General features: G+C 54.9%; 19 protein-coding genes. 13 read left to right on the top strand and 6 right to left on the bottom strand.

Annotated features, from left to right (window positions below):
• Positions 1 to 174 precede the first annotated feature (174 nt).
• From AB2B48_RS10280 to AB2B48_RS10270, 3 genes are all read left to right on the top strand, one after another.
• Positions 175 to 1116, top strand: a complete 942-nt coding sequence (locus tag AB2B48_RS10280; protein WP_368301688.1) for a pseudouridine kinase — start codon at positions 175 to 177, stop codon at positions 1114 to 1116.
• On the top strand, positions 1104 to 2039 hold the full coding sequence (locus tag AB2B48_RS10275) for a pseudouridine-5'-phosphate glycosidase (RefSeq protein WP_368301687.1): 936 nt from the start codon (positions 1104 to 1106) through the stop codon (positions 2037 to 2039). Before AB2B48_RS10280 ends, AB2B48_RS10275 begins: the two co-directional genes overlap by 13 nt.
• 95 nt (positions 2040 to 2134) lie before the next feature.
• Positions 2135 to 3385: a NupC/NupG family nucleoside CNT transporter gene (locus AB2B48_RS10270; RefSeq protein WP_368301686.1), complete on the top strand. Its 1251-nt coding sequence runs from the start codon at positions 2135 to 2137 to the stop codon at positions 3383 to 3385.
• Between the two features lie 25 nt (positions 3386 to 3410).
• Here the strand turns inward: AB2B48_RS10270 and AB2B48_RS10265 are convergent, their stop codons facing one another.
• The 3 genes from AB2B48_RS10265 to AB2B48_RS10255 all read right to left on the bottom strand — a co-directional run bounded on the left by AB2B48_RS10265 (position 3411) and on the right by AB2B48_RS10255 (position 6483).
• A complete protein-coding gene (locus AB2B48_RS10265) occupies positions 3411 to 4505 on the bottom strand; it encodes a sugar kinase (RefSeq protein WP_368301685.1) in 1095 nt (364 codons plus the stop codon).
• Between the two features lie 2 nt (positions 4506 to 4507).
• Positions 4508 to 5365: a deoxyribonuclease IV gene (nfo, locus tag AB2B48_RS10260; protein ID WP_220440429.1), complete on the bottom strand. Its 858-nt coding sequence runs from the start codon at positions 5363 to 5365 to the stop codon at positions 4508 to 4510.
• A 65-nt stretch (positions 5366 to 5430) separates the two neighbouring features.
• On the bottom strand, positions 5431 to 6483 hold the full coding sequence (locus AB2B48_RS10255) for a YeiH family protein (RefSeq protein ID WP_185666900.1): 1053 nt from the start codon (positions 6481 to 6483) through the stop codon (positions 5431 to 5433).
• 118 nt (positions 6484 to 6601) lie between these two features.
• On the opposite strand from AB2B48_RS10255, the gene yieE reads away from it, so the two are divergent.
• The 3 genes from yieE to cirA all read left to right on the top strand — a co-directional run bounded on the left by yieE (position 6602) and on the right by cirA (position 11350).
• The gene (gene yieE / locus AB2B48_RS10250) at positions 6602 to 7468 is read left to right on the top strand and encodes a DNA-binding transcriptional regulator YeiE (protein ID WP_185666901.1); all 867 of its coding nucleotides are present in this window, start codon (positions 6602 to 6604) and stop codon (positions 7466 to 7468) included.
• 134 nt (positions 7469 to 7602) lie between these two features.
• Entirely contained in the window at positions 7603 to 9072 is a 1470-nt protein-coding gene (locus tag AB2B48_RS10245; RefSeq protein ID WP_185666902.1) for an amino acid permease, read from the top strand.
• 310 nt (positions 9073 to 9382) lie between these two features.
• Entirely contained in the window at positions 9383 to 11350 is a 1968-nt protein-coding gene (gene cirA, locus AB2B48_RS10240; RefSeq protein WP_220440431.1) for a catecholate siderophore receptor CirA, read from the top strand.
• Between the two features lie 93 nt (positions 11351 to 11443).
• On the opposite strand, the gene fghA is transcribed toward cirA, so the two are convergent.
• A complete protein-coding gene (fghA, locus tag AB2B48_RS10235; RefSeq protein WP_368301684.1) occupies positions 11444 to 12280 on the bottom strand; it encodes an S-formylglutathione hydrolase in 837 nt (278 codons plus the stop codon).
• 138 nt (positions 12281 to 12418) lie between these two features.
• On the opposite strand from fghA, the gene AB2B48_RS10230 reads away from it, so the two are divergent.
• The 7 genes from AB2B48_RS10230 (at position 12419) to mglC (ending at position 20605) form a co-directional block, all read left to right on the top strand.
• Positions 12419 to 13567 carry a YbfB/YjiJ family MFS transporter gene (locus AB2B48_RS10230; RefSeq protein WP_368301683.1) on the top strand — a complete coding sequence of 383 codons (1149 nt, stop codon included), beginning with the start codon at positions 12419 to 12421 and terminating at the stop codon, positions 13565 to 13567.
• A 100-nt stretch (positions 13568 to 13667) separates the two neighbouring features.
• Complete coding sequence (gene folE, locus AB2B48_RS10225) at positions 13668 to 14336, top strand: GTP cyclohydrolase I FolE (RefSeq protein ID WP_035893451.1); 669 nt, start codon at positions 13668 to 13670, stop codon at positions 14334 to 14336.
• A gap of 21 nt (positions 14337 to 14357) precedes the next feature.
• Entirely contained in the window at positions 14358 to 15515 is a 1158-nt protein-coding gene (yeiB, locus tag AB2B48_RS10220; protein ID WP_220440433.1) for a DUF418 domain-containing protein YeiB, read from the top strand.
• A gap of 156 nt (positions 15516 to 15671) precedes the next feature.
• Positions 15672 to 16694 carry an HTH-type transcriptional regulator GalS gene (gene galS / locus AB2B48_RS10215; protein ID WP_368301682.1) on the top strand — a complete coding sequence of 341 codons (1023 nt, stop codon included), beginning with the start codon at positions 15672 to 15674 and terminating at the stop codon, positions 16692 to 16694.
• A gap of 291 nt (positions 16695 to 16985) precedes the next feature.
• A complete protein-coding gene (gene mglB, locus AB2B48_RS10210; protein ID WP_185666910.1) occupies positions 16986 to 17984 on the top strand; it encodes a galactose/glucose ABC transporter substrate-binding protein MglB in 999 nt (332 codons plus the stop codon).
• A gap of 74 nt (positions 17985 to 18058) precedes the next feature.
• Positions 18059 to 19579, top strand: a complete 1521-nt coding sequence (gene mglA, locus AB2B48_RS10205) for a galactose/methyl galactoside ABC transporter ATP-binding protein MglA (protein WP_185666911.1) — start codon at positions 18059 to 18061, stop codon at positions 19577 to 19579.
• 15 nt (positions 19580 to 19594) lie between these two features.
• Positions 19595 to 20605, top strand: coding sequence for a galactose/methyl galactoside ABC transporter permease MglC (gene mglC, locus AB2B48_RS10200; RefSeq protein WP_220440434.1), 1011 nt, complete (start codon positions 19595 to 19597; stop codon positions 20603 to 20605).
• Positions 20606 to 20701: 96 nt separating this feature from the next.
• Here mglC and AB2B48_RS10195 read toward each other — a convergent pair whose 3' ends face one another.
• Together AB2B48_RS10195 and preA are read right to left on the bottom strand one after the other, a co-directional pair.
• Positions 20702 to 21154 (bottom strand): DUF1097 domain-containing protein, encoded by a 453-nt coding sequence (locus AB2B48_RS10195; protein WP_368301681.1) that lies wholly within the window; start codon positions 21152 to 21154, stop codon positions 20702 to 20704.
• A 47-nt stretch (positions 21155 to 21201) separates the two neighbouring features.
• Positions 21202 to 22437, bottom strand: coding sequence for an NAD-dependent dihydropyrimidine dehydrogenase subunit PreA (gene preA / locus AB2B48_RS10190; RefSeq protein ID WP_368301680.1), 1236 nt, complete (start codon positions 22435 to 22437; stop codon positions 21202 to 21204).

The raw sequence follows: 22437 nt of genomic DNA, 5'->3' as shown, positions 1-22437 counted from the left end.
TGTGACTCCCCTCATATCTATTCACTTTCGCGCTTGCGGACGGGTTTACTTTATCTAAACCAAGCTTATCATGAACACATGTTTGGTAATGAACACATGCTCTAATATAGTAGGTTGCTATCAACATCGTTAACGAACTCATTTTTATGGCAATTTATTGCCAGAGGACGTGCTATGCGTAAAAAGGAATACATTGTCACTATTGGCTCGGCCAATATGGATGTGGCTGGATATTCGCATGCTTCTTTAAACTATGCGGATTCCAATCCGGGAAAAATTAAATTTACGCCAGGCGGCGTCGGGCGCAACATTTCGCATAATTTGGCACTGCTGGGAAAGGACTCATGGCTATTAACGGCTGTCGGCAGTGACTTTTATGGCCAATCATTATTAGCCCAGACCAGTCAGCCTGGCGTCCACGTCGATAAATGTCTTATCGTTTCTGGGGAAAATACCTCAAGTTATTTATCCCTATTGGATAATACCGGCGAAATGCTGGTGGCTATCAACGATATGTGTATTACCGAATATATTTCTGCTGAGTTTTTAGCGCAGCATGCAGATTTTATTCGTGGGGCAAAGGTGATTATTGCTGACTGTAATATCAGCGAAGCGGCGCTGACCTGGGTGCTGGAAAACGCCGACTCCACGCCGGTATTTGTTGACCCAGTTTCAGCCTGGAAGTGCGTCAAAATTCGCGAGCGGTTGGGCAAAATACATACCCTGAAACCGAACCGTCTGGAAGCTGAAACCCTAAGCGGTATCACGCTCTCAGGGCGAGAGGATGTCGGCAAGGTTGCCGCATGGTTCCATGAGCATGGCCTGAATCGCCTGGTGCTTAGCATGGGCGGCGACGGCGTTTACTACAGCGATATTCACGGCGAACACGGTTGGTCACGACCGCTGAAAACCAACGTTATTAATGTTACCGGGGCCGGTGATGCGATGATGGCTGGGCTAGCTTCCTGCTGGGTTGATAACGTGCCGTTTATTGAGTCTGTCCGATTTGCGCAGGGTTGTTCATCAATGGCGCTGTCCAGTGAATATACCAATAACCCTGATCTTTCTATTGCGAACGTTACATCGTTAGTGGAGAACATAGAATGTCTGAATTAACTCTTTCCCCTGAATTATTACAAATTTCACCTGAAGTCCAGGACGCCTTAAACAGCAAAAAGCCGATTGTTGCACTGGAATCGACCATTATTTCTCACGGCATGCCTTTCCCGCAGAATGCGCAAACGGCGATTGAAGTTGAAGAAACCATTCGCAAGCATGGTGCTGTTCCTGCAACGATTGCGATTATTGGCGGCGTAATGAAAGTCGGCCTGAGCAAAGAGGAAATCGAATTATTAGGCCGCGAAGGGCATAGCGTAACGAAAGTCAGTCGCCGTGATTTACCGTTTGTGGTTGCCGCCGGAAAAAATGGTGCGACCACCGTTGCCTCTACCATGATTATTGCCGCACTGGCCGGTATTAAAGTCTTTGCTACCGGCGGTATTGGCGGTGTTCACCGTGGTGCAGAGCACTCATTCGATATTTCCGCCGATTTACAAGAGCTGGCGCATACCAACGTTACGGTTATTTGTGCAGGCGCGAAATCTATTCTCGACCTCGGCTTAACTACTGAATATCTGGAAACCTTTGGCGTGCCGCTGATTGGTTATCAAACCCAGGCGCTGCCCGCATTTTTCTGCCGCACCAGTCCGTTTGAGGTCAGCATTCGCCTCGATAGCGCGAAAGAAATTGCTCGTGCAATGGCGGTGAAATGGCAGGCCGGTCTGAACGGTGGTCTGGTGGTGGCAAACCCTATTCCAGAACAGTTTGCGATGGCGGAAGAAGCAATCAATGCCGCTATCGATAGAGCGGTGAAGGAAGCGGAAGAGCAGGGCGTTGTGGGCAAAGAGAGCACGCCGTTCCTGCTGGCTCGCGTGGCGGAGTTGACCGGTGGCGATAGCCTGAAATCCAACATTCAACTGGTGTTCAACAACGCGGTGCTGGCTTGTGAAATTGCGAAGGAGTATCAACGCCTCGCATAAACCAACTTCACGGGCAGCGTGCGGTCGCCCGCGAATATCAAACATACCAAAACCTGGCGTTTACGCCGGGTTTCCTGGCATGAAGGGAAATCATTATGGATATAATGAGAAGTCTTGTGGGTATGGTGGTATTACTGGCCATCGCGTTTTTGCTGTCAGTGAATAAAAAGCGCATTAGCCTGCGTACCGTTGGCGCGGCGCTGGTGCTGCAAATTGCCATCGGCGGCATTATGCTCTATTTCCCGCCGGGGAAATGGCTGGTTGAGCAAGCGGCGCTGGGCGTTCACAAGGTGATGTCCTACAGCGATGCGGGCAGCGCCTTTATTTTTGGCTCGCTGGTGGGGCCGAAGATGGATGTACTGTTTGACGGTGCGGGTTTTATCTTCGCCTTCCGCGTGCTGCCCGCCATTATCTTTGTTACCGCACTTATCAGCCTGCTTTACTACATTGGCGTGATGGGGCTGCTGATTCGCGTCCTCGGCGGCATTTTCCAGAAAGCGTTGAACATCAGCAAAATTGAGTCCTTCGTGGCCGTGACCACCATTTTCCTCGGGCAAAATGAGATCCCGGCGATCGTCAAACCGTTTATTCATCGCCTGAACCGCAATGAGCTATTTACCGCAATTTGTAGCGGCATGGCGTCTATCGCGGGGTCGATGATGATTGGCTATGCGGGCATGGGGGTGCCGATTGATTTCCTGCTGGCGGCCTCGCTGATGGCTATTCCTGGTGGGATCCTGTTTGCCCGTATGCTGAGCCCGGCAACCGAGGCATCAACCGTCACCTTCGAAAACCTGTCATTTACCGACACACCGCCAAAAAGCATCATCGAAGCCGCGGCGAGCGGGGCGATGACCGGCCTGAAAATTGCGGCTGGCGTAGCGACGGTGGTGATGGCTTTTGTCGCTATTATCGCGCTGATTAACGGCATTATCGGCGGTATTGGTGGCTGGTTTGGTTTCGGTCATGCGACCCTGGAAGGGATTTTTGGCTGGGTGCTGGCGCCGCTTGCCTGGATTATGGGCGTCGACTGGAGCGATGCGACGCTTGCGGGCAGTTTGATCGGACAGAAGCTGGCGATCAACGAATTTGTCGCCTATCTCAACTTCTCTCCGTACCTGCAAGCCGGCGGTTCGCTGGACGTGAAGACGATTGCGATTATCTCGTTTGCCCTGTGCGGTTTTGCCAACTTTGGCTCTATCGGGGTGGTGGTCGGGGCATTTTCAGCCATTGCACCGCAGCGAGCGCCGGAAATTGCCCAGCTGGGGATGCGGGCGCTGGCCGCGGCAACGCTCTCTAACCTGATGAGCGCCACCATCGCCGGACTCTTTATCGGATTGTCATAATTAACGGAACCGTAAAGCCCAGGCGTTATGCCTGGGCGTTTTGCAGTAAGTAGATGGCGTTGTCTGCGGAGAGGGTAGGGTTATTGATGCTGACGCTGGCGCGCGACAGCGCAGCGCAGGCCATGGCGAAATTCGCGCGGTCGCGAAACTCGCTCCCTTCCAGAAAACCGTAAATCAGCCCTGCCATAAAGCCGTCATCGGCACCGAAGCTATCGACAACGGTGTGCATAGGTGGCGTCAGAACGAACTGCTCGCCATCTTTCTCACTGCAGAAAACCGACTCATCTTCCAGACAGACAAAAATATGCTGAACACCCTGCTGATGCAGCGCATTGACGGCCTGAACGCGGTCGGCTGCGGAAACAATAGGTTGGCCCCACAGGATCTCCAGCTCTTTCTGCGTCGGTTTCAGGGTATGAATACGTGAGAACCAGGTCTTGATTTTAGCCGCTTTAAACTCGGATACGGTATCCACGAACACCGGAATATCATCGGCAATGGTAAAGACCCACTCAATGGCTTCCGGCGTCAGGTTACAGTCAGCCAGCACGACGCCCGCGTGGCGAATCAGCTCTCGCGAACCGTTCAACAGCTGTGGCGTGAGCTGCTCAAGAATATGGGTGTCGTTAATGGCCAGCACCGTCTCTTCCTGCTGATTGGCAATGGAGAGATAGGTGGCGGTGCTATGCCCGTGCAGGCGAATACAGCTGGAGATATTCACTCCGGCCTGGCGGGTCTGTTCCAGCAGCGTTTCGCCGTAAAAATCACTGCCGACCGCCGAGATAAGATGCACATCGCGGCCCAGTAACGCCAGGTTGTGGGCAATATTGCGCCCCACGCCGCCGGCTGAACAACGGATGTTACCTGGGTTAGAGGCGGCCTGCGGGTAGTGAATATCTGCAATACCGCGAATATCCATATTGATGGCACCCACCGCCACGCAGTACTCCTGTTCGGTGAGGATATAGCCTTTACCTTTGATCATTCCTTTGCGCATCAGATCCATAATATGCGCCGCCACGCGAGAGCGGCTGATTTGCAAAATATCGGCAATCTCGTTTTGCTGAATCAGCGGATTGCGACGCAGGATCTTGAGTATCTGCTTTTCCCTGTCGTTCATGATTAGGCTTCCACCGTTTCCTGCTGTTGCGCCTTCAGCCACGCAATTTCTTCACCCCAGATATCCGGGTTGGTGGTTTCCAGCACCAACGGGATACCGTCAAAGCGGTTGTCCTGCATGATAAAGCGGAACGCATCGTGCCCGATGTTGCCGAGGCCGAGGCTCTGGTGGCGGTCAACGCGGCTGCCGAACTCGCTTTTGGCATCGTTGAGGTGCATGCCGCGCAGATACTGGAAGCCGACAATGCGTTCGAATTCAGCAAAGGTTTCCGCGCAGGCTTCGGTGGTACGCAGGTCGTAGCCCGCGGCAAACGCGTGACAGGTATCGATGCAGACGCCGACGCGAGACTTATCTTCTACGCCGTCAATGATGGCCGCCAGATGCTCGAACTTAAAGCCGAGATTGCTGCCCTGACCGGCCGTATTCTCAATCACCGCCGTGACGCCTTCGGTTTGCGCCAGTGCGATGTTGATGGATTCGGCAATCCGCGCCAGGCACTTATCTTCATCAATTTGCAACAGGTGGCTGCCCGGGTGGAAGTTCAGCAACGTCAGCCCCAACTGCTGGCAGCGTGCCAGTTCGTCGATAAAGGCTTCGCGGGATTTCTCCAGCGCCTCCTCAACCGGGTGGCCGAGGTTAATCAGGTAGCTGTCGTGAGGAAGAATTTGTGCCGGGGTGTAGTGATATTTTTCACAGGCGGCTTTGAAGTCGTCGATAACCTCGGTGGTTAACGGCGCGGCGCGCCACTGGCGCTGATTTTTGGTGAACAGGGCGAATGCGGTCGCTTCGATTTCCGCAGCCCGAATTGCGGCGTTTGCCAGGCCGCCCGCGGCGCTGACGTGCGCTCCAATGTATTTCATATCGTTAAACCCGCCATACTCAAAAGGGGGAGTATAGCGGGTTAAAAGCGCTTAGTCGTTGTCGATTATGCCATCACGCTATGGATAGCGTAGTTAATCGCACCGCCGCCAACAATCAGCCAGATGAACAGCACCAGCGCCATCATCAGCGGTTTTGCACCGGCTTTTTTCAGTGCGCTAACGTGCGTGGTCACACCCAGTGCCGCCATGGCCATGGCCAGCATAATGGTGTCCAGCGTAATCAGCATTTGCACCACGCTGTTTGGCAGCAGGTGGAACGAGTTAAAGATGGTGACCACGATAAACATGATGGCAAACCATGGGATCGTGATTTTGCTTTTCTCGGTCGCACCCGCTGGAGCCAGTTGTTTAACGCGAGCGGCCATAAACAGCAGGAACGGTGCCAGCATCATTACGCGCAGCATTTTGGCAATGACCGCTGCGTTTTCCGTTTCTGGCGTTACCGCATGGCCAGCTGCCACAACCTGCGCCACTTCGTGCATGGTGGAACCGATATAGATCCCGTAAGCCTCAGGGCTAAACCAGTGCGCCAGCAGCGGGTACATGGCTGGGTAGATAAAGATAGCCAACGTACCGAAGATAACCACGGTCGCTACCGCAACGGTCACTTTGCTTGCTTCAGCTTTTACGACGGGTTCGGTCGCCAGTACCGCTGCCGCGCCGCAGATACTGCTACCCGCGCCAATCAGCCAACTGGTGTGTTTATCCAGACCAAAGACTTTCTGCCCGAGCCAGCAGGCCATCATAAAGGTGCTGCAAAGCGTCAGGGCATCAATAACAATCCCACTTACGCCCACGTCTGCAATCTGGGAAAAGGTCAGGCGGAAGCCGTAAAGAATGATCCCCAGACGCAGTAAATGCTGCTTGGCGAACAGTACCCCGCCGTCGCAGGACTGCCAGAGTTTCGGGTAAATCGTGTTACCAATCACCATCCCAAACAGGATGGCCAGCGTCAGTGCGCTCATGCCGACGCCTGCAACGGCCGGGATATTGCCGATCCAGACTGCGGCGCCGGTAATCACGGCGGTCAGCGCAAGACCTGGGATAAAATGTTTGATACCGCGATGATGATGCGTTTCTAAGGTGACCTGTGTCATAGCCTTCTCCTTTGTCTGGCTAAAAGAGTACGCCTCGCTGGTTTAAAGATAAAATTGATTATATATTTATAATTAATCGTAATAACTGGTAAGGGCGGCCCAGGCGGGCTGAAGCGCTATGCATATCACGCTGCGGCAGTTAGAAGTTTTTGCAGAGGTACTGAAAAGTGGCTCCACCACCCAGGCATCGCAGATGCTGGCGCTGTCGCAGTCGGCGGTCAGCGCGGCGCTCACCGATCTGGAAGGTCAACTCGGCGTTCAGCTTTTTGACCGCGTCGGTAAACGGCTGGTAGTGAACGAGCACGGTCGTCTGCTCTACCCGCGCGCGCTGGCGCTACTGGAACAGGCCGGGGAGATAGAACAGCTGTTTCGCGAAGATAACGGCGCGATTCGTGTCTACGCCAGTAGCACCATCGGCAACTATATTCTGCCGGGCATTATCGCTCGCTACCGCAAAGACTTTCCTGCGCTGCCGCTGGAACTGAGCGTGGGCAACAGTCAGGATGTAATTAACGCGGTGGCGGACTTCCGCGTCGATATCGGCCTTATCGAAGGCCCATGCCACTCGGCGGACATTATTGCCGAGCCATGGCTCGATGATGAGCTGGTGGTGTTCTCCGCGCCAAACAGCGCCTGGTTGTTGGGAGAGGTGACGCTCGAAAAGCTGGCAATGGCGCCGTGGATCCTGCGTGAGAAGGGGTCGGGCACGCGGGAGATCGTCGATTATCTGCTGCTTTCACACCTGCCGCAGTTCCAGATGGGTATGGAGCTTGGCAACTCGGAAGCCATTAAACACGCAGTACGCCATGATCTTGGCATCAGCTGCCTGTCGCGGCGGGTCATTGCCGAACAGCTTGAAGCCGGGACGCTGGTGGAAGTGACCATTCCGCTGCCGACGCTCAGCCGCACGCTGTGGCGCATCCATCATCGGCAAAAGCACCTCTCCAACGCGCTCAAGCGCTTTCTGCACTACTGCGATATCTAAAATCGCCATCGGATGCTTTACTTATAATAAGAGAGCGATCATGAAGCTCTCTTATAACTGCGCATTTCTACCGTGATATGCCGGAATCGTCTGTTACAATCGCGCCTCATTTTTTGGATGGATAGCATTTTCACATGGGTTCCGAAACAAAAACCACACAAGCGCCCGCGTTACGTCGCGAACTCAAGGCGCGTCACCTGACGATGATCGCTATTGGCGGTTCCATTGGTACAGGTCTGTTTGTTGCGTCCGGCGCAACCATTTCTCAGGCGGGCCCGGGCGGCGCGCTGTTTTCCTATATTCTGATTGGCCTGATGGTGTACTTCCTGATGACCAGTCTTGGCGAGCTGGCAGCCTATATGCCGGTATCCGGTTCTTTTGCCACCTATGGCCAGAACTATGTGGAAGAGGGCTTCGGCTTCGCGCTGGGCTGGAACTACTGGTACAACTGGGCGGTAACGATCGCCGTTGACCTGGTGGCCGCACAACTGGTGATGAGCTGGTGGTTCCCGGATACCCCAGGCTGGATCTGGAGTGCGCTGTTCCTGTGCGTCATCTTCCTGCTGAACTACATCTCGGTTAAAGGCTTTGGCGAAGCGGAATACTGGTTCTCGCTGATCAAAGTGGCGACCGTTATCATCTTTATTATCGTCGGCATCATGATGATCCTCGGCATCTTCAAAGGTGCGCAGCCGGTGGGCTGGAGCAACTGGACAACCGGCGACGCGCCGTTTGCCGGTGGGTTATCAGCGATGATTGGCGTGGCGATGATCGTCGGCTTCTCCTTCCAGGGTACCGAACTTATCGGTATTGCGGCGGGCGAATCTGAAGATCCAGAGAAGAACATTCCGCGCGCGGTCCGTCAGGTGTTCTGGCGTATCCTGCTGTTCTATGTGTTCGCGATCCTGATTATCAGCCTGATCATCCCTTACACCGACCCAAGCCTGCTGCGTAACGACGTGAAAGATATCTCCGTCAGCCCGTTCACGCTGGTGTTCGAACACGCGGGTCTGCTCTCTGCGGCGGCGATCATGAACGCGGTTATCCTGACGGCGGTGCTGTCGGCGGGTAACTCCGGGATGTACGCTTCTACCCGTATGCTCTACACCCTGGCCTGCGACGGCAAAGCGCCGCGCATCTTCGCGAAGCTCTCCCGTGGCGGCGTGCCGCGTAACGCGCTGTATGCGACAACCGTGATTGCTGGCCTGTGCTTCCTGACCTCAATGTTTGGCAACCAGACCGTTTACCTGTGGCTGCTGAACACCTCCGGGATGACCGGCTTTATCGCCTGGCTGGGGATTGCGATTAGCCATTATCGTTTCCGTCGCGGCTATGTGATGCAGGGTCATGACCTGAATAATCTGCCGTACCGTTCCGGGTTCTTCCCGCTGGGGCCAATCTTCGCCTTCGTACTGTGCCTGATTATTACTCTGGGCCAGAACTACGAAGCCTTCCTGGCCGATACCATCGACTGGGGCGGCGTAGCGGCAACCTATATCGGTATTCCGCTGTTCCTGGTTATCTGGTTCGGCTATAAGCTGACCCGCGGTACGCACTTCGTGAGCTATAGCGAAATGCACTTCCCGGAACGCTTCAAGAAATAATCAGCCGTTCGGCATAATGTGAGAAACCTCTCTTCGGAGAGGTTTTTTTATGCCTGCCGTCTATGAAGTAGACGCAAATAGTTACTTCTTGACATAACTTTAAATAAACTTAATTGATAATCATTATCATTACGTTTATTATCACGCCTCATATAAATAGATGAAGCCATTTCCACTCCTGATAGATAAAACCTGGAGGGACCAGCCACATCTGCATAAAACAACAGGCCGTCGGTCAACGGCATTGCAGCAGCATTTGTGAGTAAGACCTCTTTGTTTTAATTCAGTATTCACCTCATGGAGATAGGAAATGTTCAGGTTAAACCCCTTGGTTCGGGGCGGGCTTTGTGCGTCCGTAATGTCCCTGGCGCTGCCGGTCAGCGCTGCAGATGATAAAGACGTGATGGTCGTGACGGCGGCTGCCACCGAACAAAGCGTGAAGGATGCGCCCGCGAGTATCAGCGTCATCACCCAGGAAGACCTGCAGCGCAAGCCGGTGCAGAACCTGAAGGATGTGCTGAAAGAGGTTCCGGGCGTTCAGCTCACCAACGAAGGGGATAACCGTCAGGGCGTGAGTATTCGCGGCCTGGACAGCAGCTATACCCTGATTCTTATCGACGGCAAACGCGTCAACTCGCGTAACGTCGTCTTCCGCCACAACGATTTCGACCTCAACTGGATCCCGGTAGACGCTATCGAGCGCATTGAAGTGGTGCGTGGGCCGATGTCTTCGCTGTACGGCTCCGATGCGTTGGGCGGGGTGGTCAACATCATCACCAAAAAGATTGGCGCCAAATGGACCGGCACCGTCACCGCTGACACCACCATTCAGGAACACCGCGACCGTGGCGACACCTGGAACGGCCAGTTCTATACCGCCGGCCCGCTGGTGGACGGCGTGCTGGGCATGAAAGCCTTTGGTAGTCTGGCAAAACGCGAGAAAGACGATCAGCAACCCTCCAGCACCAGCGCGACCGGTGAGAGCCCGCGTATTGAAGGCTTTACCAGCCGCGATGCCAATGTCGAGTTCGCCTGGACGCCAAACGAGAGCAACGATATCACCGCAGGCTATGGTTTCGACCGCCAGGACCGCGACTCCGATTCGCTCGACCGTAACCGCGTTGAACGCCAGAACTACTCGTTAAGCCACAATGGCCGCTGGGAGTTGGGCAACAGCGAGCTTAAATATTACGGCGAGAAGGTGGTGAATAAGAACCCGGGTAACGCCAGTGAAATCACCTCTGAAAGCAACACCATCGACGGTAAATATGTACTGCCGCTGGGGGCGATTAATCAACTGGTGACCTTAGGTGGCGAATGGCGTCACGACAAGCTGAGTGACCCGGTTAACCTGACGCGCGGCACCAGCAGCGAAACCTCAGCCAGCCAGTACGCGCTGTTCCTTGAAGACGAATGGCGCATCTTTGAACCGCTGGCACTGACCACCGGTATCCGTATGGACGATCACCAAACCTATGGTGACCACTGGAGCCCGCGTGCGTACCTGGTCTATAACGCGACCGATACCGTGACGGTGAAAGGGGGCTGGGCCACGGCGTTTAAAGCGCCTTCGTTGCTGCAGCTGAGCCCGGACTGGGCCACCAACTCCTGTCGCGGCGGCTGCCGAATTGTCGGTAGCCCGGACCTGAAGCCGGAAACCAGCGAGAGCTATGAAATCGGCCTCTACTATCAAGGGGAAGAGGGCTGGCTGGAGGGCGTGCAGGCGAACGTGACCACCTTCCAGAACGATATCGACGACATGATTAACATCAGCCGTACGCGCGATAAAAATGCTGCGCCGGGCTATCCGAACTTTGTCGGCTTCGATAACGGCGTGCCGGTGTTTGCCTACTACAACGTCAACAAAGCGCGTATCCGCGGCGTGGAGTCCGAGCTGAAGGTGCCGTTTGGTGACGACTGGAAGGTGACGCTGAACTACACCTATAACGACGGTCGAGACCTGAGCAACGGTGGTGACAAGCCGCTGCAGGAGCTGCCGTTCCACACCGGTAATGGTCGCGTGGACTGGAGCCCGATTCAGGACTGGACGTTCTATCTGGCGGGAAGCTACACCGGTAAGCAGCGTGCTACCACGGCAACCTCGAAAACGCCGGGCGGCTATACCACCTGGGATATCGGCGGTGCATGGCAGGCGACCAAAGACGTTAAGCTGCGCGCGGGCGTGCTCAACGTGGGTGATAAAGACCTGAATCGTGATGACTACAGCTATAACGAAGACGGTCGTCGCTACTTTATGGCGGTGGATTACCGCTTCTAAACCTGTGCGAACCCCGGCGGCGCTGGCGCTTGGCCGGGCTGCATATGAGGGTAGCCCGGACGAGGCGCGTAAGCGCCGACTCCGGGATTGCTATTATTTCAGCAGATACTCGGCGTGGAAGCGCAGGTGATCTTCAATAAACGTGGCAATAAAGTAATAGCTATGGTCGTAACCCGGCTGAATGCGCAGGGTGAGCGGCCAGTCTTTCTGCCGCGCTGCCTCGGCGAACACCGCGGGCTGGAGCTGGTCGGCGAGGAACTGGTCGTTATCGCCCTGGTCGATCAGCATCGGGATCGCATGTTCCGCTTGGCTTGCCAGCAGCAGCTCGGTGCTGTCCCACTCTTTCCAGCGAGCAACGTCATCACCCAGATAGGCGCTAAAGGCTTTCTGTCCCCACGGCACCCGGCTTGGGTTGACGATAGGCGCGAAGGCCGACGCGCTGCAATATTTGCCCGGATTTTTGAGCGCCAGCATCAGCGCACCGTGGCCGCCCATGGAATGGCCGCTAATCGCGCTGCGTGCGCTCACGTTGAACTGTGCCTGGATTAGCGACGGGAGCTCATCGCACAGGTAATCATACATCCTATAGTGCGCGGCCCACGGGGATTCGGTGGCGTTCAGGTAGAAGCCTGCGCCCTGGCCGAGATCGTAACCGGCATCGTTGGCAACGCCGTCGCCGCGTGGGCTGGTATCGGGCATTACCAGCACAATGCCCAGTTCAGCGGCAACCCGCTGCGCCCCGGCTTTGGTGGTGAAGTTCTCATCGTTACAGGTCAGGCCGGACAGCCAGTACAACACCGGTGGCGGCGTTTTTTTCCCTTCCGGAGGTAAAAACAGACTAAAGGTCATCGGGCAATTTAGCGTGGCAGAATGGTGCTGCCAGCGCTGCTGCCAGCCGCCATAACAGCGGTGCTCTTCAAGCATTTCCATGCGGGCTCCTCGCGGTTTTGGTCAAAATATATCAGTCCATCATACAGATAATTCATCGGCGGTGAGTAACTTTCACTTCCGCATACCATCCACATGTTGCATCATAAAGATAACTTTACATTTACATCCGGGGCGTTCATGCCGGTACGTATTGCGCTAAGTGGGTTTCTGGTACTAGTAGTGGCGATGGGGATAGGGCGCTTCGCGTTTACCCCGCAGGTGCCGCTGATGATCGGCGAAGGTGAGCTGACGCTGACCAGCGCCGGGCTGGTCGCCGCGCTGAACTATCTGGGGTATCTGGTTGGCGCGTGGGATGCCATGCGCGCCCATCGCGGTGTGGAAATGCGCCTTTATGCCGGGATTGTAGGCGCCGTTGCGCTGACCTTTCTCTCGGCGCTGGCGGATAACGCCTGGCTGCACGGCGCGCTGCGTTTTGTCATTGGCTGCATGAGCGGCTGGGCAATGGTACTGACGGCGGCGTGGGTTAACGAACGGCTGGCGCACTATGCGAGGCCTGGCTTAAGCGCGGCGGTATTTGCCGGTCCGGGCGCCGGTATTGCGTTAAGCGGTTTGCTCGGCGTGTTTATTCATGCACAGTCGCTGAGCGCGGCGGCGGGCTGGCAGCTTTATGGCGTACTGGCACTGCTGCTGGTGGCGTTGATTGGCCGCTGGCTGCCGCGTCCGGGTGAGCTGCACCGCAGCGGCGAAAAGCCCGAGCCGCTGACCTTAACTACCAATCTGAAACGGCTGGTGTGGAGCTATAGTCTGGCAGGCTTCGGCTATATCCTGCCCGCTACCTTTTTATCGCAGATGGCGAGCCATCGCTTTCCTGAGAGCCTGTTTGCGCAGTTTATCTGGCCGATTTTCGGTCTGGCGAGCGTCACGGGGATTGGCCTGAGTATCGCCATGCGTGGGGTCGGTCACGCGCATCAGCGTCTGGCCGTCGTACTGTGGCTTCAGGGGCTAGGTGTACTGCTGGCCTGGCTGCTGCCGGGGATGAGCGGGCTGGTGTGCGGCGCGCTGCTGGTCGGCGGCGGATTCTTAGCGGCGGTTCAGCTGTCGCTGCTGTATGGCCGCGAACTTGCGCCAAAACACGCGCGCTATATGGCCGGACTGCTGACCACCGGTTACGCCGTTGGGCAATTAGTGGGGCCGATGACCTCGGCGATATCCACCTGGCTCACGCAACGGCTGGAGCCCGCGCTGGGCATTGCCGCCGTGGCATTACTGATTGGCGGGGCGTTGGTCTGGTGCCCACGGGTTGAAAGAGAACAACGATTGCAATAATTATCGCGACGAATACTGGATTCTGTGCGTCGCCTCACGCACAATGAGTGCAAACTTTGCACCGAAAAAGCAAAGCGCCACACCTGCAGGAGAATAAACGATGTCATCACTGAGTAAAGAAGCGGTCCTGGTTCATGAAGCGCTGGTCGCCCGTGGTCTGGAAACACCGCTGCGCCCATCGGAGCGCGAAATGGATAATGAAACCCGTAAGCGTCTGATCACCGGGCATATGACTGAGATCATGCAGCTGCTGAATCTCGATCTGAGTGATGACAGTCTGATGGAAACGCCGCATCGCATTGCAAAAATGTATGTCGATGAGATTTTCTCCGGTCTGGATTACGCTAACTTCCCGAAAATTACCGTCATTGAAAACAAAATGAAGGTCGACGAAATGGTAACGGTGCGCGATATCACCTTAACCAGCACCTGCGAACACCATTTTGTCACCATCGACGGTAAAGCGACCGTGGCCTATATCCCGAAAGATTCGGTGATTGGTCTGTCGAAAATCAACCGTATCGTGCAGTTCTTCGCTCAGCGACCACAGGTGCAGGAGCGTCTGACGCAGCAGATTCTGACCGCGCTGCAAACTTTGCTCGGTACCAACAACGTGGCGGTTTCTATTGACGCGGTGCATTACTGCGTGAAAGCGCGTGGCATTCGTGATGCGACCAGCGCCACCACCACAACCTCGCTGGGCGGCCTGTTCAAGTCCAGCCAGAATACCCGCCAGGAGTTCTTGCGCGCGGTACGTCACCACAATTAATTGACCAACGGAGCAGGGTACATGGAGCGAAACGTCACGCTGGATTTTATTCGTGGCGTAGCCATACTGGGTATCCTGCTGCTGAACATCAGCGCCTTCGGCTTGCCGAAGGCCGCCTATCTTAACCCTGCCTGGTACGGCGAAATTACCTCTCGCGATGCCTGGACGTGGGCCATTCTTGACCTGTTTGCGCAGGTGAAATTCCTCACCCTGTTTGCGCTGCTGTTTGGCGCGGGCCTTCAGCTATTGCTTCCGCGCGGTTCACGCTGGATCCAAAGCCGTCTGACGCTGCTGGCGCTGCTTGGGTTTATCCACGGGCTACTGTTCTGGGACGGCGACATTTTGCTGGCCTATTCGTTGGTGGGGCTGGTTTGCTGGCGGCTGGTGCGCGACGCGCGTGAAGTGAAAGCATTATTCAACACCGGCGCGATGCTGTACGTCATTGGCGTGGCTGTACTGCTGTTACTTGGGCTGATTGCCGATAACGGACAAAGCCGTTCATGGGTGCCGGATGCTTCAAGCCTGCTCTACGAACATTACTGGAAGCTGAATGGCGGAATGGAAGCCATCACTAACCGCAGCGATATGCTGTCGGCGAACCTGCTGGCGCTCGGTGCGCAGTACGGCTGGCAGCTGGCGGGCATGATGCTGATGGGCGCGGCGCTGATGCGCTGCGGTTGGTTGAAAGGGCAGTTTAGCCACCGCCACTATCGTCGCTGCGCGGCGGTGTGCATTTCGCTTGGCATGCTGATTAACCTGCCGGCGATTGCCGCCCAGTGGCATCTCGACTGGGACTATCGCTGGTGTGCGTTCCTGCTGCAGGCGCCGCGTGAAATCAGCGCACCTATCCAGACGCTGGGCTATGCGGCGCTGGCCTACGCTTACTGGCCGCAAATCAGCCGTAGCCGGCTGGCGGCGGCGGTGGTCTGCGTCGGGCGCATGGCGCTCACCAACTATCTTCTGCAAACGCTTATCTGCACCACGCTGTTTTATCACTTCGGCTTGTTTATGGAATTCGATCGCCTGACGCTGCTGGCGTTTGTCGTTCCCATCTGGCTGGTCAACCTCGCATTCTCGCTGCTGTGGCTGCGCTATTTCCGTCAGGGGCCGGTTGAATGGCTCTGGCGGCAATTGACGGCAAAAGCGTCAGGCGTGTCATTTCGCGGCACATTTAGATAACGATCCAGATCACAACCATTAACAAAATGGATGTAACCGTTTCCAACCCTGTGACCTCACTCACGTAGTTGCCGCAAACTCGCTGCCAGAATAGCGCTCACGCTGGACATAGGGGGTGTATCGTGAACTGCAGCAATTTTCAACCGGGCGGTGTGTATGGTCACCATTCGTGATGTCGCCCGCCAGGCGGGCGTCTCCGTTGCCACCGTTTCGCGGGTGCTGAACAACAGCGCGCTGGTCAGCCATGAGACGCGCGACATGGTCATGAAAGCGGTGTCAGCGCTGGGCTATCGCCCGAACGCCAACGCGCAGGCGCTGGCTACGCAGGTCAGCGATACCATTGGCTGCGTGGTAATGGACGTGTCCGACGCCTTTTTTGGCGCGCTGGTCAAAGCGGTGGATACCGTCGCCCAGCAGCATCATAAGTATGTCCTGATCGGCAATAGCTACCACGAAGCAGAAAAAGAGCGTAACGCCATTGAGGTGCTGATTCGTCAGCGCTGTAGCGCGTTAATCGTCCATTCAAAAGCCTTAAGCGATCGTGAACTGAGCGAGTTTATGGCGCAGATGCCCGGCATGGTGCTCATCAACCGCATCGTCCCCGGTTATGCCCACCGTTGCGTCTGCCTGGATAACGTCAGCGGTGCGCTGATGGGGACGCGGATGCTGCTCAATCATGGTCATCAACGTATTGGTTATCTCGCCTCCAGCCACCGCATTGAAGATGATGATATGCGGCGGGAAGGGTGGACGCGTGCGCTGCTGGAGCAGGGGATTGTGGCACCCGATAGCTGGGTCGGCACCGGCTCGCCGGATATGCAAGGCGGGGAAGCGGCGATGGTTGAGCTGCTCGGACGCAATGCCGGGCTGACGGCAGTGTTTGCCTATAACGACAATATGGCGGCTGGGGCGCTTAGCGCGCTTAAAGATAACGGCATTGCCGTGCCGCAGCAGGTGTCGGTCATTGGCTTTGATGATATTCCCATCGCCCGCTATACCGACCCGCAGCTGACGACCATCCGCTACCCGATTGTTTCTATGGCAAAACAGGCCACGGAACTGGCGCTGTTAGGGGCGGCAGGAAAGCTCGACGGCGAAGCAACGCACTGCTTTATGCCGACCTTAGTTCGCCGCCATTCGGTAGCGCAACGGCAATTTGTGCATCCCATCACGAACTGATTTGTTAGCTCGATGTAACCGTTTTCAATCTGTGAGTAAATTCACAGATCGTTAACATCGGCATGGCTATGATGGCAGCGTTTATCAGGCTGAAACATGATGTAACGGTGATTAATCACTTTTTATAACGTATTCCAGCTGCAAAAACAGTTTAGAACGTAATCTGGATTGTTACTCAACACGGAAGAACAAATTTTTATCAGTGAATTTCGTCGAGCAGTAACATCCTGTTAACGCTGCCCGCCGATTATTTTCACCCGAACTACCCTGCATAATAAAACCGGAGATACCATGAATAAGAAGGTGTTAACCCTGTCTGCCCTGATGGCCAGCATGTTTTTCGGTGCAGCAGCTCACGCTGCCGATACGCGTATTGGTGTGACAATTTATAAATACGACGACAACTTTATGTCCGTTGTGCGTAAAGCTATCGAGAAAGATGCGAAAACCGCGCCGGACGTTCAGCTGCTGATGAACGACTCCCAGAACGACCAGTCCAAGCAGAACGACCAGATTGACGTGCTGCTGGCAAAAGGCGTGAAAGCGCTGGCAATTAACCTGGTTGACCCAGCGGCGGCGGGCACGGTTATTGAAAAAGCGCGCGGCCAGAACGTGCCGATCGTCTTCTTCAACAAAGAACCTTCTCGTAAAGCGCTGGATAGCTATGACAAAGCGTTCTACGTCGGTACTGACTCTAAAGAGTCCGGTATTATCCAGGGCGACCTGATTGCTAAACACTGGGCGGCGAACCCGAACTGGGACCTGAACAAAGATGGCCAGATTCAGTTCGTGCTGCTGAAAGGCGAACCGGGTCACCCGGATGCTGAAGCGCGTACCACCTACGTTATCAAAGAGCTGAACGACAAGGGCCTGAAAACCCAGCAGCTGGCGTTAGATACCGCCATGTGGGATACCGCTCAGGCTAAAGATAAGATGGACGCGTGGCTGTCCGGCCCTAACGCTAACAAAATTGAAGTCGTTATCGCCAACAACGATGCGATGGCAATGGGTGCGGTAGAAGCGCTGAAAGCACACAACAAATCTTCCATCCCAGTATTCGGCGTTGATGCCCTGCCAGAAGCGCTGGCGCTGGTGAAATCCGGTGCGATGGCCGGTACCGTGCTGAACGATGCGAACAACCAGGCGAAGGCGACCTTCGATCTGGCGAAAAACCTCGCTGCTGGTAAAGGTGCTGCTGATGGTACCAACTGGAAGATCGAGAACAAAATCGTCCGCGTTCCTTACGTTGGCGTAGATAAAGACAACCTTAGCGAATTCACCGGTAAGTAATCTTTAAATATATAGGGCGCGCATTTGTGCGCCCTATAAATACTGACGCAGAAATATCGCAGCCAGGTATATATATGGACAACAATAATAGAGAGCCGTCTGGTGAATTCTTGTTGGAAATGAGCCAGATCAACAAGTCATTTCCGGGCGTAAAAGCACTCGATAATGTTAACCTGAAAGTTCGTCCGCACTCGATCCATGCATTAATGGGCGAGAACGGTGCGGGCAAATCAACGTTATTAAAATGTCTATTTGGGATCTACCAAAAAGATTCCGGCAGTATTCTCTTCCAGGGCAAAGAGATTGATTTCCATTCTGCTAAAGAAGCATTGGAGAATGGTATTTCGATGGTTCACCAGGAACTTAACCTGGTATTACAACGCTCGGTCATGGACAACATGTGGTTAGGTCGTTACCCAACCAAAGGCATGTTTGTCGACCAGGATAAAATGTATCGCGATACTAAAGCCATCTTTGATGAGCTGGATATTGATATCGACCCGCGTGCGCGCGTCGGTACGCTGTCCGTTTCGCAGATGCAGATGATTGAAATTGCTAAGGCCTTCTCCTATAACGCGAAAATCGTGATTATGGATGAGCCTACGTCATCGCTGACGGAAAAAGAGGTAAACCACCTGTTTACCATCATCCGTAAGCTGAAAGACCGTGGCTGCGGCATCGTCTATATCTCGCACAAGATGGAAGAAATCTTCCAGCTGTGTGATGAGATCACCGTTCTGCGCGACGGGCAGTGGATTGCCACCCAGCCGCTGGAAGGGCTGGATATGGACAAGATCATCGCCATGATGGTGGGCCGTTCGCTGAACCAGCGCTTCCCGGACAGGCAGAACGAGCCGGGCGAAGTCATCCTCGACGTGCAGCACCTGACGTCCCTGCGTCAGCCGTCGATTCGTGACGTGTCGTTCCAGTTGCGTAAAGGGGAGATCCTCGGCATTGCCGGGCTGGTGGGGGCTAAGCGTACCGATATCGTGGAAACGCTGTTCGGCGTGCGCGAAAAATCGGGCGGCACCATTACGCTGCACGGGAAGAAAATCAACAACCATAGCGCCAACGAAGCGATAAATAACGGTTTTGCGCTGGTCACTGAAGAGCGCCGCTCAACCGGTATTTACGCCTACCTTGATATTGGATTTAACTCATTAATCTCGAATATCAAGAGCTATAAAAACAAAGTGGGCCTGCTGGATAACTCCCGCATGAAGAGCGACACCCAATGGGTTATCGACTCGATGCGCGTGAAAACGCCAGGGCATCACACACAAATTGGTTCGTTATCCGGTGGTAACCAGCAGAAAGTGATTATTGGACGTTGGCTGTTAACCCAGCCTGAAATCCTGATGCTGGATGAACCAACCCGTGGTATCGACGTTGGTGCAAAATTTGAAATTTATCAATTAATCGCCGAACTGGCGAAGAAGGATAAAGGGATCATTATTATTTCTTCAGAAATGCCAGAGCTGCTGGGTATTACTGACCGCATCCTTGTCATGAGTAATGGCCTGGTTGCCGGGATTGTAGAAACGAAAACCGCAACGCAAAACGAAATTCTCCGTCTTGCGTCATTGCACCTTTAATTTCAGGGGCTCGACATGAGTGCGTTAAATAAAAAAAGCTTTCTCACTTATCTGAAAGATGGCGGTATTTACGTTGTTCTTTTGGTTCTGCTGGCCATTATTATTATCCAGGACCCAACTTTCTTAAGTTTGTTGAACCTTAGTAATATCCTGACTCAGTCTTCTGTGCGTATTATCATCGCCCTCGGCGTTGCTGGTCTGATTGTGACCCAGGGTACTGACCTGTCGGCGGGCCGCCAGGTTGGCCTCGCGGCGGTGATTGCAGCGACGCTGTTGCAGTCGATGGAGAACGCCAACAAGGTCTTCCCTGAGATGGCAACCATGCCAATCTTCGTGGTGATGATTATTGTCTGTGCCATTGGCGCGGTGATCGGCCTGATTAACGGGATTATCATCGCTTACCTGAACGTGACGCCGTTTATCACCACGCTGGGTACGATGATCATCGTTTACGGTATCAACTCCCTGTACTACGACTTCGTCGGTGCATCGCCGATTTCTGGCTTCGACGGCGGCTTCTCGACGTTCACGCAAGGGTTTATCGCGCTGGGCAGTTTCCGACTGTCGTACATTACTTTCTACGCGCTGATTGCCGTTGGCTTTGTCTGGATCCTGTGGAACAAGACTCGCTTTGGTAAAAATATCTTCGCTATCGGCGGTAACCCGGAAGCGGCGAAGGTTTCCGGCGTGAACGTGGCGCTGAACCTGCTGGTGATTTATGCGCTGTCCGGCGTGTTCTATGCTTTCGGCGGGATGCTGGAAGCAGGGCGTATCGGCTCGGCAACCAATAACCTCGGCTTTATGTATGAACTGGATGCGATTGCCGCCTGCGTGGTTGGCGGGGTGTCATTCAGCGGCGGCGTCGGTACCGTACTGGGCGTGGTGACCGGTGTGATTATCTTCACCGTTATCAACTACGGCCTGACCTATATCGGCGTGAACCCGTACTGGCAGTACATCATCAAGGGCGGGATTATTATCTTCGCCGTGGCGCTGGACTCCCTCAAGTACGCACGTAAGAAATAAAAAGAAGCCCGGCGAAATGCCGGGCTTTTACGTTGTAGCCCGGACGAGGTGCAAAGCACCGACTCCAGGGCCCCGGCGTCGCTTCGCTTGGCCGGGCTACTTGCTGCGGGCGGCAATATACAGCCCGCTGTTTTTCATCGCATAACCAAAAACCAACCCTACCAGCAGCGCAGGCAGTACCACTCGCCAGTTGCCGTCGCAGGCAAAGGTTGAACAGGCGCCGATAAAGGTGCCGGGGACAAAAGAGAGCCAGCCGCTTTTGGCCTGAATGCACATGGCGAAGGCCACCACCCCGGTGAGCAGATAGCTGACAACCGTCAGCGCAGGCGAAAGCGCGCTACCGTGAATAATCACTTCTGCCCAGAATACGCCGCTGACCAGCGTACAAAATGAAATGCCCAGCCCTTTTAGCCCGCCCTGAGGACAGGCAAAATACGCGGTACAGCCAAGAAACCCCGCCCAGCTAAGCAACCCCCATGTCACGGCAACCCAGCTCCAGATACCGGATAAAATCCCGGTAGTTAGCGCGATAGCGACAAGTGTGCTCATAGCGTTATCCATCCGGCCCATTGGGCGGGCCGGTATGTTGAAGGGCGTTAAAGCGCCACGGCGTGCGCTGTTTCACCCGGCTTAAAGGCTATCTCCCCAAGGCTAATGCAGGCCACCGGACAGACGTGTCCGCAGAGCAGACAGCCGACGCATTTTTCGGTAGCGCAGTGCGGCGTGCGGGTCTCTTCATTCCACTCCATCGCCTGATGCCCGCCGTCGTAGCAGGAGATATAGCAGCGGCCGCAGCCGACGCATTTTTCCTGATTAATATGCGGGTAGACGATGTAACTGCGGTCGAGGTCTTCGGCCGGCACGATGTTGTGATTGGCAAGACCAATCATCTCATCAAGCGAATGGAAGCCCTGATCGTTAAGGTAGTGGGAGAGGCCGCTTATCATATCTTCGACGATACGGTAGCCGTACTGCATGATGCCGGTCGTAACCTGCAGCGTCGCCGCGCCCAGCAGTAAAAACTCGGCGGCGTCTTCCCAGGTTTCAATCCCGCCGATCCCGCTGATGGGAAAATCCTTCAGTTCGGGGTGCGTGCGCAGTTGTTGAATGAAGCGCAGCGCAATCGGCTTCACGGCTTTACCTGAATACCCGGAGACGCTGGATTTGCCGTTGACCACCGGCATGCCGATTTTACGGTTTAGGTCGATATTGGTAATCGATTTAACGGTGTTGATGGTCGCGATACCGTCGGCACCGCCGCGTTTGGCCGCCAGCGCCACTTCGCACATATCGCCGATGTTCGGCGTCATTTTAGCGAGCATCGGCAGAGAGGAGCCGCGCTTCACCGCCCGGCAGTATTTCTCTACCAGCTCCGGGCTTTGCCCGACGTCGCTGCCCATCGCGTGGGAGGTCATCTGCGGGCAGGAGAAGTTACACTCAATCATGTCGGCCCCGGCTTCTTCGACGAGCTTTGCCAGATCCTGCCATTGCTGTTCATTTTCGCCCATGATCGAGGCGATCAGCACCTTATCGGGATAATCCTGCTTGAGTTGGCGGATTGCCGCCAGGTTTTCCGCCAGCGGGTGCTCGGCAATCTGCTCCATATTCTTAAAGCCGATAAACCCGGTGTCTTCTTTGGTCAGATGGTCGAAGCGCGGAGAGACTTCGTTGGCAATGAAGAAGCCGATAGTTTTAAACACGATCCCGCCCCAGCCGCTGTCATAGGCCTTGGCGCACATGTCGTAACAGTTGCCCACTGGTGAAGACGAGAGGCAGAACGGATTAGGGAATTTAACGCCGCAGAAGGTGACCGACAGATCCTTGGTTAACAT

This window comes from Kluyvera sichuanensis (genome assembly GCF_040930405.1).
Lineage (GTDB): Bacteria > Pseudomonadota > Gammaproteobacteria > Enterobacterales > Enterobacteriaceae > Kluyvera > Kluyvera sichuanensis.
Note: the sequence above shows the minus strand (reverse complement) of the source record. Positions and strands in the feature narration are given on the sequence as shown.

What these genes read in the sequence shown, in the direction of transcription:
- AB2B48_RS10280 (WP_368301688.1), top strand. Translation starts at nt 175, where the DNA reads ATGCGTAAAAAGGAATACATTGTCACTATTGGCTCGGCCAATATGGAT.
- AB2B48_RS10275 (WP_368301687.1), top strand. Translation starts at nt 1,104, where the DNA reads ATGTCTGAATTAACTCTTTCCCCTGAATTATTACAAATTTCACCTGAA.
- AB2B48_RS10270 (WP_368301686.1), top strand. Translation starts at nt 2,135, where the DNA reads ATGGATATAATGAGAAGTCTTGTGGGTATGGTGGTATTACTGGCCATC.
- AB2B48_RS10265 (WP_368301685.1), bottom strand. Translation starts at nt 4,505, where the DNA reads ATGAACGACAGGGAAAAGCAGATACTCAAGATCCTGCGTCGCAATCCG.
- nfo (WP_220440429.1), bottom strand. Translation starts at nt 5,365, where the DNA reads ATGAAATACATTGGAGCGCACGTCAGCGCCGCGGGCGGCCTGGCAAAC.
- AB2B48_RS10255 (WP_185666900.1), bottom strand. Translation starts at nt 6,483, where the DNA reads ATGACACAGGTCACCTTAGAAACGCATCATCATCGCGGTATCAAACAT.
- yieE (WP_185666901.1), top strand. Translation starts at nt 6,602, where the DNA reads ATGCATATCACGCTGCGGCAGTTAGAAGTTTTTGCAGAGGTACTGAAA.
- AB2B48_RS10245 (WP_185666902.1), top strand. Translation starts at nt 7,603, where the DNA reads ATGGGTTCCGAAACAAAAACCACACAAGCGCCCGCGTTACGTCGCGAA.
- cirA (WP_220440431.1), top strand. Translation starts at nt 9,383, where the DNA reads ATGTTCAGGTTAAACCCCTTGGTTCGGGGCGGGCTTTGTGCGTCCGTA.
- fghA (WP_368301684.1), bottom strand. Translation starts at nt 12,280, where the DNA reads ATGGAAATGCTTGAAGAGCACCGCTGTTATGGCGGCTGGCAGCAGCGC.
- AB2B48_RS10230 (WP_368301683.1), top strand. Translation starts at nt 12,419, where the DNA reads ATGCCGGTACGTATTGCGCTAAGTGGGTTTCTGGTACTAGTAGTGGCG.
- folE (WP_035893451.1), top strand. Translation starts at nt 13,668, where the DNA reads ATGTCATCACTGAGTAAAGAAGCGGTCCTGGTTCATGAAGCGCTGGTC.
- yeiB (WP_220440433.1), top strand. Translation starts at nt 14,358, where the DNA reads ATGGAGCGAAACGTCACGCTGGATTTTATTCGTGGCGTAGCCATACTG.
- galS (WP_368301682.1), top strand. Translation starts at nt 15,672, where the DNA reads ATGGTCACCATTCGTGATGTCGCCCGCCAGGCGGGCGTCTCCGTTGCC.
- mglB (WP_185666910.1), top strand. Translation starts at nt 16,986, where the DNA reads ATGAATAAGAAGGTGTTAACCCTGTCTGCCCTGATGGCCAGCATGTTT.
- mglA (WP_185666911.1), top strand. Translation starts at nt 18,059, where the DNA reads ATGGACAACAATAATAGAGAGCCGTCTGGTGAATTCTTGTTGGAAATG.
- mglC (WP_220440434.1), top strand. Translation starts at nt 19,595, where the DNA reads ATGAGTGCGTTAAATAAAAAAAGCTTTCTCACTTATCTGAAAGATGGC.
- AB2B48_RS10195 (WP_368301681.1), bottom strand. Translation starts at nt 21,154, where the DNA reads ATGAGCACACTTGTCGCTATCGCGCTAACTACCGGGATTTTATCCGGT.
- preA (WP_368301680.1), bottom strand. Translation starts at nt 22,437, where the DNA reads ATGTTAACCAAGGATCTGTCGGTCACCTTCTGCGGCGTTAAATTCCCT.